We start from the raw sequence: 13250 nt of genomic DNA, 5'->3' as shown, positions 1-13250 counted from the left end.
TGCTTGAATTTGATCGGCTAAACAAGGTTTAGAGGTTCTATTCAGCAGACGGTTTAATTTGTAGATTTTTGAGGAAATGGGGTAAGTTATTAGCATAATTAACTGCTGCCACTATATTATATCACTTTACTTTCGTCGCTGTTCAGGAATACCCAGCCCTCCTCGTGGCATGCCTTTTCGGGCGCTGTTCGCGGTAAATTGTGGTGGAAGTTGCACGGCTTGCGCGGGTTAGATAGTAGATCGAAAGCTAAACCCTTGACAACGTGGAGTGATGTGTCACGTTATGTTTTCCGTCGGGTGAGTGCCAATACTCCACCTGAAGCAATCGCCAGGATCGACAACAGAGAAGAGAGTGATGCCGTCGTTTCAGTATTCGGTGAGAGTGGGGTCTGTTCGGTCACCGAAATTCGAGTTACACCGGCCGTCGTGGGTTCGGTCGCAGTATCCTGTGAAGATTCGTCCTGTTCCGTGGTCGCTGGGTTTTCTGTCGTTGGGGGAACATACGTCGATGCATTCGTCGTATTGACCGCGAAGTGATGAACGTGGAGATTGCCCATAGCATCCGTGACTTCGATTGTAATCTCGTTTTGCCCCGACTCGATTCCAACGTTCTCTTCAATACTATACTCCGACACGTTCGTCCCGTCGTACATCGTCTCGTGGAAATGTATCCCATCCCATCGGTGTTCCGACTCGACAAAAACGGTTGTCACGGACCCGTTTGCCACGGTTGCGTTGAGTCGATATCGGGAGTCATTGAGCAACCCGGAACGGGCCTCGTTCACTCGAATGTCCGGTGTGACTTGTTCCGCCGCCGTTACGGGATCGTATTGGATCGTTTTCGTTTCCTCAGTCCACTGCCCCGCATAATCCGTGACGTTGAATGTGACGTTGTATGTTCCCGGCCGGTGGATTTCGAGAACCGGAGTTCTGGTTATATTCGTCCGTCCTGCATCCAGTAATTTGGATGTCGGTTCAACCAGTCTGTTTTCGGGTTGTCCCGGTATCCGATACATGACCGAGCGAACGGCCACCGCATCAATGGCCCTGACAGTCGGCGTGACAGTCTCTGATTCGGTTATCTCCGGCCAATCAGTGATAGACAGCGTCGGTTCGTCCTCGTCAGTCACCTCGATCCTGGTACTGCGATACGTTCGGTGACCATACTCGTCAGTTGCGCTAAGAACCACCGAATTGTTTCCTGGGACTAATGTTGTGTTCATCGAAAACCGGTCATCACTCAGCGTCGTCGTTTCGACACTCCGTCCCCCACCGATGACTGTTGCCGAAAACGCAGTGATGTTGGACCGGTCCTCAACCGTGCCAGATACCTCCATATCCGCTTTACTATAGGTCTTCACCGTCGGGAACTGATATCCCGGATCGACTTCGAATGGACTTTTGAGCCCGATATCCGGACGTAAGGTATCTTTGTATACGGATATTTGATGTGTCGTTAGGTCGCCTGCCTCGTCTTTGACGATTACTTGGACCGTATTCCAACGGGCCGTCAACACATCATCAAGGGTCGTCGAGTAAGTGGTCGCATTTGGAGCCGTATCAATGAGGTCTTGATCGTCGACCCGAATGACAACAGACGTTATCGTCTCGTTGCCGGTCACGTCGACGGACAGGTTTCCACCAGGAACAACAATACGGTCGCCGTCCAAAACTGAGTCCCCGTTGACCGAAACAGCAATTGTCGGTGCAGAGGCCGCCGACGCGAGTGGACCCAAAACCACAGCCACAGAGAGTAAAACCAATAGTAGCGCAAATCCACGTGTCCATTCATCCATTGGCGTTCCTCTATCTGTTGACCGACGGTGGGGTTAAAGCCTCCGAGCGACCGTTCCTGCTCGAGGACAATACTGTAACCGAGAAGACACACTTGAGAACGCTTTTCTGGCGGGACAGTCTTCGATTCGACGATGGATTTACGTACCAACCGCCGCCGTTTCCTCCAACTTGCGGGAACGAGTGCAACGCTATCACTAGCGGGTTGTTCCGCTCCAACATCAGACGATGCACCGGCCGATTCGGACGGAACGGTTGCACAGATTGCAACAGTCACCGTTGCACTCGAAATAGACGAAGCGGCCTTGCAAGCCGCACAGGAAGAACTGGTCACACAGGTCCAAAACGGGACGATCAATCAAACTGAAGCCCAAGAGGAACTGTACTCAACGGAATCCGAACTCCTCTCCGAAGCCGCGACGGCATTCGAGGAGGTTGCGGCGGATCGGGACTCTCTCACTATCGATCAAACGGCTCCGGAGATCGGCGTCATGCTCGTTTCAGGACCACCAGCGGAATTGATCGATTCGATCGGGCAGTCTGAGGTTAGAGGGCTTTTCTCGGCCAAAACGTTCGAACAAGCCCTCGCTCAACAGCAGACATCCGAGTAGTTACTGAAGGAAAACGTCTATCGCGACGGTTCGGACGTAGAGTGTCTCAGTCTCGAAGGTACAGGAAGCCGTGTTTCCAACCACCGTACAGTTCCCATCGGTTTCTGATTCGAACCACTGCTCCCAGGCACTGGTTCTAGGACTTGTCACGTTGAGTGTGACATCCAAGGGGGATCCAGAACCGGTGTATTCGTGGACGGAGTCAGCTGACAGTTCCGTTCGAACAAGGACACGACCGGAGCCACTGATTCCCGAATCCCTGGGTCGTGTCTCGACGAATGTCACAATCGTTTCGTCCCCGATCCGGAAGGGTGGGTCATTTTTGATAATCGAAGCGCCACGGTCGGTCCGGACAGTCGCGCCGCCACTGTAAGCAATTTCTCGCTCCGACGATTGAGTATATAAAAGCGGCTCGACCGTCGTCTGATTGGAGCCGTACCCTTTCACAGTAACGTTGAGTTTTACTGGGTCACCAAACCCGATTCTGGCGTCTGCGAGCCGGATTTCAGTTCCGCGACTCGTCACTCCCGTTTCGAGATGATCGTCGACGTTCTCATCCAACACGTCAAAGACCCGTTGGGCGTTGTCAAAGCGTTCGGCATCTCGCACGCTATTCAGACTACTGTATCCACCGGCGGTAACGACAGCAACGGAGCTGAGAATCAACGAAAAGATGAGAATATAGCCAAGAACATCACTAACAGCTCTATCCATTAGTGACCTCCAATGACCCGTTGCGCCCATCTATGATGAGATCCCCACCCGTAATGGACACCGGTTGAACCGGTGTGACGTTCCGCACTGGAACCGTTCTAATCACCGATGGCCTGGTCGTTTCCACTCGGAGTATCGCGGTACCGTTCGAAGCGACGACGTCGACCTGATACTGGCTTCCGACCACGGTCGGTGGCAGGTCAGACCGAACAGTGACCGAACCATTCCCGGTTCTGAGGAGCCGATCAGCCGTTTCGAGGTCGGCCGCGATCCGGTTGCCAATGACATCCATTTGCGACCGGGCGGTCCGTTCGCGCTGGTCATCTACCAATCCCCCGCCACTGACAAGCAATCCGGTTACCAGAATTGTCGCAATGCCGAGATTCAGCACGTATCCGACGACTGTCGACACTCCTCGATTTACACGCGCCATACGACCACCTCGATTCGAACCACGTTGTAAAGCGGCCCCTCAGACACCTCTGAGGCGAAATAGCCGGTCGAATTGCTGACCGTCTGATCTATCTGGGACTCATTCACATCTCGCAGCCTGTCATCGTCGTACACCGTTACACTCCGGGTGATACTGACGGCTTGATCAGACGGCTGCCCCTGATGGAGCATTTGGTGTTCTACCACCTGGCCGGCAGTGTTTACGGAAAGGACGTTGACGTTGTAGATCAGCCCTTTCGGGGAGACTGTCGATTCCAGCGTCGAACCGAATTCTGTTGGAATGCTGTCCGTATACTGTTCCTCCGCACCCGATTTGTGGAACCTGCTCGCGCTCTCGTTCCAATATAAAACCGTATCGCGGAGCGTCCCCCGATCCTCGGCGGCGACGAGGAGCCCAGAGACCGTCCCGGCACCTTGGGTTTGCAAGTGTTGGTTGGCCGTACTCGCTGTCAATGGAGTGACGGCTGTCACTTGGAGCGCAAAGATGACACTTGTGAGGATCAGCAATGCAGCCACAACCCCTTCGAGGACGTGTGCTTGCCCGCGTGTGCTCTCGGTGGTACGGGATGGTTCGGTTCGTTTCATCTCCACACCCGGACGGTCACATTCGCCGGTGTCCCTCGATAGTCGACGACACGCCATGCCGCTGTGGCTGACCTTGACGATAGTGGTGACGGGCCAACCTCTCCGACCCTCCCGGTTCCATTATCCATGGTGACATTGAGTCTGATCGAATCCGGAAGCCCCAGCGTCGCGATGAGTTCCGATTCGTTTTGAGTGAACACGTCATTGACCGTCGATTCCGAGGCCATATACTGGGATTCCGTAGCCAATTCCTCCGTCGCCAGCGTCGAGACGGCCCGATCAGCAATGACTGGATGTGATTCCGAACCAGTTGTGAACGGATCGAGCATCCCCGGAATGAAAGCAACAACGACCATGACGGCGATAAGAAAGATCACCGCCCCGAGGAGAAAATCCAACGTCGATTGGCCCCGGTTGGTCATATAAATGCCCACACCACCAGTGCTATCGTCGGGAGGATGACGGCGTATTTCATCCCGGATAGGACCTGCGCACGACTAATATACCCCGAGATGAATCCCGCGAGGATTCCCTGGATGGTTACCGCGTGGAAGAACAACATTTCCAGCAACGCGACGTCCACACTTGCGCCAAAGGACGTTCCACCGGCAGCTGACCCACCAGTCTCGCTCGCCTGACTCGTCAGTCCCGCCAGAACCTCCAGGAACTCGACCTGTAGGATGACCATCACCGCAAGCAACGTCAGATAGGTCATCATAATAATGACGACCTGCATGCGAGCCCGAGAGGTCCGCTCGCGCTCGATGTCGTCTTGGTTTTCACTCGCCTGGGCCGCAGTCGAAAGCACCGCCGTAATTCTACTTGAGGCCTCTTGAGATTTTGTTACCAGATTGATGGTCCGAGCGAGCCTTGGCACATGATACTTGTTGTTGAACTCGACGAGTGCCTGAGAAAGTGTCATCCCGTAAGCCACTTTTGCGTACATTTCGTCGAACTCGTCGGCAAGTCGTCCTGTCGACGTATCTGCCACCGTTCGAATGGATTCGAGAAGCGTGAGTCCGGTGTCGTTCGCACTGGAGAGTTTTCGAAGGTTCTCGGAAAGCTTTCCCGTGATTCGATTTCTCGTGTACTGGTTCCACTCGTAAAATATCGTGAGAGGGATCCCGATGACGTAAAGTGGTAGGAAAACATACATGAACGTCGTCCCGACCGGGTTTTCGATCAACCCTGCGAGCGACGTTGATAGGGTCCCCGAAACCACCCCGTTGCCGACGATTAACAGCGTCACTGGTACGGTAAGTAGTAACGTCAAAAGCGGTTGCTCCCGGAAATAATACTGTGGATGTTTGAAGAAATGTGCGACTGAATGACGACGACTCCGACTTTTGATGCGGGAAAACAGGGCCGTATCCGTTTTTTCGGGCAACGAGGCACCACTCGTTTTGTTCGTTCCCTCGGATTCGGTGACGACCTCTAAATCAAGATAGCCATTGCCCGGGTCGTCCTCTTTGACAGTCGACACCAAGACGAGAAACGCAGCGCTCACCAGTGGCAAAAGTAGGTAGACGGTGCCGAAAAGGAGGAACTGCTGGGACTGACCCAGCATGCTCATCACCACGAGTACGATGATCAACAGGAGTGGAAACAGCGAGAGTGTCATATACATCTCGCCGAAGAGTTCGAGGGTCTGGAGGGTCATCTCCTGTTCCTGTTTTGCCGTTCGCATATGAGTCTCTTTTTTGTCCTCGAGAAAGCCGGCCATGTCCCCGCCACTATTGATGATCGAAAGCATGTCGGTGAAAAACTGGGCGAGGTCGTCACTTGGGGTCTCCATCGACCGGCGCCGAATCGCCGTTCGGTAATCGACGTCGAAGTATTCGGTCTCCTGAACGATCGTCCGGAATTCGAGGGCGACCTCCCCATAGGTGTCCTCGGCACGCGCCATCGCTTCCAGAATTTCGAGCTGATTGAGCCCACCGATGGAAAGGGCATACATGAACGACACAGCGTCCGGGAGCAACATGTTTATCTCTCGCTTCCGCCCGGATGACCGAGAGTACGGTAATAATACGAGGATGCCAAATCCGGTGACAAAACCGATCGCGCCGAAAAACAACCCTGTCCCGAGAATCAGGCCGGGGAGTTTGACTGCCTCGATGAATGACGCCATCCCTGGCCCGGACACTGGCAATCCGATCGACACGTCTGCCTGTATAAGACCGCCTGCGAACAGAAGCCATCCGAGACCGAGACCAACTATCCAGAGAAACAGTCCACCCAGAAACCCGTAGCCAAGCGCTCTCGAAACATATAATTCGACAGTCTCCTCCATTCTCGCTTCGGCGAGTTTGCGCTCCAAATCCGAAATGAACTCCGACTCCTCACCGAAAATCCGCTCGTAAAGCGGGTAAAACAAGTCGGCGAAGCGTTCGGATCGACCACCCAGGTGGGTAGTTTGGGCACTCATTCAGTCCCGTCCCCCTCCCAGTCGAATACTCGGTCCACGGTTTCCGATTGGGCTGATTGTTCGGAAGACTCCCGATCATCTGCGACCGGCGAGTCGATACTCTCAATTCCCGGAAGCAATTCCACGAGCGTCTCCGCTTTTTCTCCCCAATAATCGGGATATAATTCGTCCTCTGCTTCCGCAAGTATCTCTTCAGTGGTTTCGAGAATGGCCTCGTCCGGGTCAGGACGGGGAACCATCTCTTCGGTTTCGGGGTCGACGTCGATCAAGACACTTTCGATTTCGCGCAAATCCTCGAGTGCGTTTTCAAGTTCGTCGTTCGCGATAATTGTGAGCAGGGTTTCGGGATCGTTGATGTAGGCCTGCACAGTCGCTGCAACCTCAGTATACGTATCGAGACCCCGATCGATGAGATACGCCAGAATGACACGTCGCTTGAAAAGTTGCTCCTGCAGTTCGGCTTCCGACCAGCCGCGGTCGAACTTGATCTCCTCTAGAGTGGTCGACTCTGCGGTACTCCGATACGAGTCCGTTTCAGGTCGCCACTGGAAGACATCGTTGACATTGATCTCGTCGTTTTCAGTGTCGTATCGTCTGATTTCTGTTATGTTCCGACTCCGACGAACTTTCTTCCCACGGATCCGTGTCGAGGACTGAATCGAAACCAAATCGAGGGCCGTAAACAACGTCTTGGAGACGTTGATCGGGTCGGTCGTAAACCGTTTGATGACCTCGCTCACGTTGTCCGCGTGGAAGGTCGTATATGTCGTATGCCCGGTCGACATCACCTGGAAGAGCGTCCGACCCTCTTCGCCCCGAACCTCGCCCATGATTATGTAATCGGGTCGCTGTCGAAGCGCGCCTTCGAGCAGGTCGAACTCGTCGATATCACCAGCTTCGTCCTGGCCGAACGAGGGACGAGTAACCGACGCAATCCAATTGCGCTGGGGCAACTCGACTTCGCGGGTGTCCTCGATCGAGACGATTTTGGCGTTGGATGGGATGAAAAGTGAGACTGCATTCAGACTCGTCGTCTTTCCGGAGGCGGTCCCACCGGCGAAGAGGAGCGATTTGTTGTTCTCTATACAAAGCCAGAGAAACGCCATTTCCTCCAGCGAAAAGGTCTTCCAATTGATCAGGTCCACTGGCGTAAATGGAACGTCCTTGAACTGCCGGATCGTGTAATTCGTCCCATGGTCGGACACTTCGGTTCCAAGTGTCAGTTGCGCCCGTGACCCGTCCGGCAGCGTTGCATCGACCTGAGGTTGCCGTTTGCTGATCCCCTTCCCGGAACGCTGGGCCAGTTTGACGACGAAGTCGTCCAATTGCTCAGTCCCATGCATAACATTCGTGATGATTTGCTCGTAATCGGTGTGGTAGACAAAGACAGGGCTCTCGTAGCCATCACATGAGATGTCCTCGATATTGATGTCGTGTTTGATCCCGTCGATCCGCTCGTACCCCGTAAAGTCCCGGGAAAGTCGGTACCGCAGTTTCTCGACTTGATATTCGGTGAGTTTCGGATCGTTCTCCGCGACAATCGCGGGTTCCGGTCGAGCTGCAATCCCAGCAAGCGAATCGGAATCATCCTGTGCGGTCCCACTCGGTGGAAGGATTCGGTCTGCCAGTCCGCCAAGGAACCCGCCGGACTCTCCAGTGGCAACCCTCGAACGGATTTTTGTCCAAAGTTCACCATTAGTCGAGGTGTCGTACAAATCGTATCGGTTCAATAATCGATCCGTTTCCCCTTCGATGACCGCACGGCGCTCCTTGTCCGACCCGCCGATTGCCACCTCTTCTTTGGCGTATTTGATGGCTGTTCGGAGTTTCTCGGAAAGAAACACGCGCAAATCGGTCTCGACACTCGTTTCGTATGGTTCCACGAGATAGTATTTCTTCTCGTTTTCCTTCCGCGAATGAAAGATCACGACGAAAGAATACGGTTTGTTGACCCAGTAGCGCTCCTCTTCCAGAAAGTGGGTCTTTTTTTCCATCGTGACCGCCCGTTCCAGATCATACCGATTGGTCACCGTCGTAGCCCCTGAAACAGTTGAGAAAAACGCGTCCTCGTCGAGTTCAGGTTGGACCTCGACGGTTCGCTCATCGACGAGGTCCTCGAGTACCGAGGCCTTCGATTCGCCAAGGCTCAATACGTCCTCGGTCTGGTCAGGCTCAAACCCGAGGTGGTCGGTTTTGTCGAATGGTTCGACTTGCCCCTCCTCGTCCAGAGGTGGCGCACCCGTCTCGTCGTAGTAATATTCCCATTTGAAATGGGTCCAATTGTATGTTCCTTTCCGAACCGGAACGTTCCCCTCGATCAGCGCTGAAACTGCCCGATCCACGTTTCTCGCCGTCTCACCGGCGACTGCAAGCCGATTACGGATGTCCGATAACTCCGGCCACGTCCCCGCCTCATCTCCGGGTCCGGTCGACTCCGGTTCCGATGTGTCCTCCTCCATATCACCGACATGTTCCGTCTCTGTCGATAGGGAATCACTGTACTCTGTCCCATCGACGTCGTCGATGCCCATATTGGCCTTGTTTAACGACCCCGGGATAAAGTCTTGCGGGAAAAACTGGTTACGTCGCGGAAAACTCGCGAAGTTCAACGAGCCGATCGGAAATCCCTTTGCGGAACTGTTCGGGCCTGGACTGTGCAAGGGCCCCGATTGTATCAAATTCTCGACGGGCGAGTTCGGCCGAAACATCCGTAGCCAGAGATTCGATTGCCCAGGCATCGATTGGCCGGTCAGGTTCCGAAAGGAGTGGTGCCACCGAATCGCTTCGGACGGTTTCTTGAAGCCACGATTCGAAATCATCAGGACTGCCGGCTGGTGTCGGCGGAACCCGCGTGACCGAGTCAAAATCCGAACCCTGTATCGATACCGCCACACCGCCCTTTTTCAATACGACAATCCCCGCTGCCGACCTGTCCGCAAACGCCGACTTCGGTATCAATTCCGGTCCCGCACCGAGTTCGCGAGCCGGTACTTCACGGTCGACTGTCGGGATGGTCCAGAGCCCAACCGCTTCGAACACCCGCTCCGCGACGTCTATGGATACAAACGAGTTCGCGCTATCGTCCCAAATCGCCAGGCCGAACACTGGTGGTATCTCTGTCCAGTCGTACCCGACTCCCAGCGAAAGTGGTGCGAGTACGAAAAAGTCATAATCCGAGACGCTATCGACCTCGGTTCGAAACCGATCCCGCTCGAATCGATCCCGGATTGCCTCGACGGCCCGCTGATACGGCCACGGAGCCTCAGTCTCGAATTCACCGGTGGGACCCCGCATTGACAACAACCCTGAGGACTCCATTGTGAACGCAAAGACCCCGCCCGTGACGAACTCGCGCAACCAGAAATGCCCTGTTTCGAGATAGTCCGACGGACGGTCGTCGAACGGCCGAACCGGATCGTAGTGAAACATCTCTCTGCAGACAGATGTGCGCGAGGGTCATATTGGCACCGGTAAACGCTTGCAACCCCCACGAACAGATGCTACAATACATATTTGAGGGGTCGGCCTCACCCATCCAGTCGATACAATGATCGTTTGAGCCACGGATGAAGGTTTAACCATTTGAACGCCTTTGTCCATCTATCACCAATGTCGAGTCCGCTCACCAAAATTCGAACGGGCGATGCGACGGGTTCACCGGAGCCACGAGTCCTCACACTCGACGGCACCGATGTCGACGAGGTCTTCGAGGCCCTTTCTTCCCAAACCAGGCGACGAATGCTTGAACATCTTTACGAGGACACATCGACCCCATCAGAACTCGCTGAAATGACGGACACCTCGCTCCAGAACGTGCATTACCACATTGAAAAGCTCGCTGGAGTCGATCTCATAGAAGCAGTCGGCACCCGCTATTCCGAGAAGGGGGCGGAAATGTCAGTGTTTGCACCGACCAGTGATCCCCTGGTTGTCGTGGAAGGGAAAGAAGAACGAGACGAAATGGAGTCCCGGCTCAAACGAATGGTGGGTGGGATCTCGACGATTGCTATCGGAAGCGTTCTCGCGCAGTTTGCACTTGGCTCGCGAATCTCTCCCGGCGAGTCGGGTGGCGGTGGGGATATGATGATCATGGAAACAACTGAAGACGCCGCTGCATCAAGTCCGGGGCTAATGGACTCGCTCGGTAACCTCTTGGTCGAACCAGGTGCGATGCTCTTAGTCGGTGGGATAATCGCCCTTTTCGCTCTTGAAACCGTATATCGGCGTCGCTCACTATAGCTCGTCAGTGACGAATGTCAGCGTCGCAGCGCAAGTCCCGCGCCCATCGGACGCGTTAAGGATGCCGGGTGTCCGATTATGTACCGGAAACGGATGCCGGACACAACCGAGAAGGATACCGACCTGCGGAGTGCGACGGTGACGGAGGGTGTCGATCGGGCCCCCCACCGATCGCTGTTTCGTGCGGCAGGACTTGACGACGAAGAGATTCATCAACCCCTCATCGGGGTGGCAAATTCCTGGAACGAAATCGTCCCAGGCCACGTTCATTTGGACGAACTCGCGACTCACGTTAAAGAGGGTGTTCGAGAGGCCGGTGGGACGCCACTCGAGTTCAACACGATCGCCGTGGACGACGGCATCGCAATGGGACACGAAGGAATGCGATCAAGCCTCCCATCCCGAGAGACGATCGCCGACTCGGTGGAGTTGATGGCGAACGCTCACCAGTTCGATGGACTCGTCGCAATGGCCTCCTGTGACAAAATCGTCCCAGGGATGTTGATGGCCGTCGCTCGATTGGACATCCCCGCCATCGTCGTCACCGGCGGCCACATGGCTGCCGGGAGTTTCAAAGACGAACCCGCAGACCTCGTGACCGTCTTTGAGGGTGTGAGCAAACATCAGGAAGGCGAACTCAGTGACGAGGAACTCTACGACCTAGAATGCTCGGCCTGTCCGGGTGAAGGGTCCTGTGCGGGCATGTTTACCGCCAATACGATGGCCTGTGTAACCGAAGCCCTGGGTCTCTCCTGGACGGAATGTGCAACCTTCGGGGCGACCGATGAGAAAAAGCGGGAGATCGCCCACAAGAGCGGAGCCGAAGTGCTCCGACTCGTCGAGGAGAACATCCGGCCGTCCGATCTACTCACCCAGGAGGCCTTCGAAGATGCGCTTCGAGTGGATCTCGCGTTGGGCGGAAGCACCAACACGATGCTACACGTGCCAGCCATCGCGTCCGAAGCGGGCCTCGACATCACGCTCGAGGACTTCGAGTCACTGGCCGCTGAAACCCCACATCTGGCCCACATGAGCCCGGCCGGTCCCTGGCGGATGGAACACCTCCGAGACGATGGAGGCGTCCCTGCAGTCATGGCCGAGTTGGCTGCGGAGATGCACAAGGGTCGAGACACTATCGAGGGGCGCACGATCAGTGACCGGATCGAGAAGGCAACGAAGGGTGACACAGTCATCCGATCCCGCACCAACCCAGTTCACGAGGCAGGCAGTCTCGCCGTCATCGACGGGAATCTGGCACCTGACGGGGCAGTCGTCAAAGCCGGGGCGATGGACGAATCGATGCATCATTTCGAGGGGCGGGCACGGGTGTTTGATTCCCAGGGAGCGGCGCTTGCGGCCCTCGATGAGGGAGCTATTGAACCTGGAGACGTTATCGTGATCCGGTACGAGGGACCACGTGGGGGCCCTGGAATGCCCGAAATGCTCGAACCGACCTCGAAAGTAAGCGGATCGCCCAGACTCTCGGGCGAGGTAGCTCTGATCACGGATGGCCGGTTCTCGGGTGGAACACGAGGCGCAGCAATCGGTCACGTCAGTCCCGAGGCTGCTGCCGGGGGCCCGATTGCACTCGTCGAAGACGGGGATTCGATTAGCATCGACGTCGACGACGGCCGGCTTATGTTAGACGTGCCAACTGAGACACTGCGCGACCGGGCGACGGACTGGAGCGTGCCAGAGCAATCAGTCAGTGGCGTCCTTGAAAAATACGCCGCGATGGCGACGAGTGCGGCGACCGGTGGCGTCTTGAAAGCGCCACCGCTCTCGGGGGTTCAAATCGAACTGCCGACAAAATCTGAGCCGACGACCTAGACCGACTCGATATCCGAATCCGACGGTGTTCCTGCGACTGGTTCTGCACGGGCGAATCGCGGTCCGACGCTGACGACTTCGACCGTCACCACGTCACCGATAGCGGTGTTTGGAACGAAGACCACGTAGCCACCTTCCACGTAAGCGATCCCGTCACCTTCCTCACCTTTGGAGTCGATTTCAACTTCGAGGGTATCACCTTCATCAACTGGCGGCGTCGAGCGGTTCGACTCGGGCTTGGTGGCCGGTTCCGACGACTCGACTGGGTCCAAGACGCCGAAGCGATAGACAGCATTCGAATCGAGGTCGCCCACCTCGAGTTCGCGTTCGGGAATCGAAATCACGTAGTCACCATCTTTTCGTTCGATCTCCGCGGAGAACACGGCAAGCAGGTCAGTTACAGCCATGACAGTGTTTGAACCTTCGGTCAAACCTGTATCAACGTTTTGATTCGAGTCCGAGTTTCGGTCGATAACCCATCGTATCCTGAATTCCCATTCTCATAGCACTATAGAAACGTTGAAGATTAGAAACCGTCTACGTGGGTTTATTGCGATGACCATTACGCGTCGATGCCGAACATCGAGCAAGCGGTC

12 protein-coding genes are annotated in these 13250 nt (G+C 55.3%); 3 read left to right on the top strand and 9 right to left on the bottom strand.

Annotated features, from left to right (window positions below; all coding sequences use genetic code 11):
• Window positions 1-281 precede the first annotated feature (281 nt).
• Window positions 282-1796, bottom strand: coding sequence for a hypothetical protein (locus V5A26_RS07875; protein ID WP_332322320.1), 1515 nt, complete (start codon window positions 1794-1796; stop codon window positions 282-284).
• A 132-nt stretch (window positions 1797-1928) separates the two neighbouring features.
• Between V5A26_RS07875 and V5A26_RS07870 the strand changes: the two genes are divergently transcribed.
• Window positions 1929-2405 carry a hypothetical protein gene (locus V5A26_RS07870; RefSeq protein WP_332320949.1) on the top strand — a complete coding sequence of 159 codons (477 nt, stop codon included), beginning with the start codon at window positions 1929-1931 and terminating at the stop codon, window positions 2403-2405.
• Here V5A26_RS07870 and V5A26_RS07865 read toward each other — a convergent pair whose 3' ends face one another.
• The 7 genes from V5A26_RS07865 to V5A26_RS07835 are packed head-to-tail and all read right to left on the bottom strand — an operon-like array spanning window position 2406 to window position 10014.
• The gene (locus tag V5A26_RS07865; protein ID WP_332320950.1) at window positions 2406-3119 is read right to left on the bottom strand and encodes a DUF7289 family protein; all 714 of its coding nucleotides are present in this window, start codon (window positions 3117-3119) and stop codon (window positions 2406-2408) included.
• Window positions 3112-3552, bottom strand: a complete 441-nt coding sequence (locus tag V5A26_RS07860; protein ID WP_332320951.1) for a DUF7266 family protein — start codon at window positions 3550-3552, stop codon at window positions 3112-3114. Before V5A26_RS07860 ends, V5A26_RS07865 begins: the two co-directional genes overlap by 8 nt.
• Complete coding sequence (locus tag V5A26_RS07855) at window positions 3540-4157, bottom strand: DUF7288 family protein (RefSeq protein ID WP_332320952.1); 618 nt, start codon at window positions 4155-4157, stop codon at window positions 3540-3542. Before V5A26_RS07855 ends, V5A26_RS07860 begins: the two co-directional genes overlap by 13 nt.
• The gene (locus V5A26_RS07850; protein ID WP_332320953.1) at window positions 4154-4579 is read right to left on the bottom strand and encodes a DUF7287 family protein; all 426 of its coding nucleotides are present in this window, start codon (window positions 4577-4579) and stop codon (window positions 4154-4156) included. Before V5A26_RS07850 ends, V5A26_RS07855 begins: the two co-directional genes overlap by 4 nt.
• Complete coding sequence (locus V5A26_RS07845; protein WP_332320954.1) at window positions 4576-6585, bottom strand: type II secretion system F family protein; 2010 nt, start codon at window positions 6583-6585, stop codon at window positions 4576-4578. The genes V5A26_RS07850 and V5A26_RS07845 overlap by 4 nt, the downstream gene beginning before the upstream one ends.
• Window positions 6582-9116 (bottom strand): type II/IV secretion system ATPase subunit, encoded by a 2535-nt coding sequence (locus V5A26_RS07840; RefSeq protein ID WP_332320955.1) that lies wholly within the window; start codon window positions 9114-9116, stop codon window positions 6582-6584. Before V5A26_RS07840 ends, V5A26_RS07845 begins: the two co-directional genes overlap by 4 nt.
• A 49-nt stretch (window positions 9117-9165) precedes the next feature.
• The gene (locus V5A26_RS07835; RefSeq protein WP_332320956.1) at window positions 9166-10014 is read right to left on the bottom strand and encodes a hypothetical protein; all 849 of its coding nucleotides are present in this window, start codon (window positions 10012-10014) and stop codon (window positions 9166-9168) included.
• 180 nt (window positions 10015-10194) lie between these two features.
• Here V5A26_RS07835 and V5A26_RS07830 point away from each other — a divergent pair, with 180 nt between their 5' ends.
• Both V5A26_RS07830 and ilvD read left to right on the top strand, forming a co-directional pair.
• The gene (locus V5A26_RS07830) at window positions 10195-10824 is read left to right on the top strand and encodes an ArsR/SmtB family transcription factor (RefSeq protein ID WP_332320957.1); all 630 of its coding nucleotides are present in this window, start codon (window positions 10195-10197) and stop codon (window positions 10822-10824) included.
• Window positions 10825-10902: 78 nt separating this feature from the next.
• Window positions 10903-12654 carry a dihydroxy-acid dehydratase gene (ilvD, locus tag V5A26_RS07825; RefSeq protein ID WP_332320958.1) on the top strand — a complete coding sequence of 584 codons (1752 nt, stop codon included), beginning with the start codon at window positions 10903-10905 and terminating at the stop codon, window positions 12652-12654.
• On the opposite strand, the gene V5A26_RS07820 is transcribed toward ilvD, so the two are convergent.
• Complete coding sequence (locus tag V5A26_RS07820; RefSeq protein WP_332320959.1) at window positions 12651-13061, bottom strand: TRAM domain-containing protein; 411 nt, start codon at window positions 13059-13061, stop codon at window positions 12651-12653. The genes ilvD and V5A26_RS07820 overlap by 4 nt on opposite strands.
• Between the last annotated feature and the right edge of the window lie 189 nt (window positions 13062-13250).

This window comes from Halodesulfurarchaeum sp. (assembly GCF_036626455.1).
Lineage (GTDB): Archaea > Halobacteriota > Halobacteria > Halobacteriales > Halobacteriaceae > Halodesulfurarchaeum.
The sequence above is the reverse complement of the archived record's forward strand: the minus strand, read 5'-3'. Positions and strand labels throughout refer to the sequence as shown.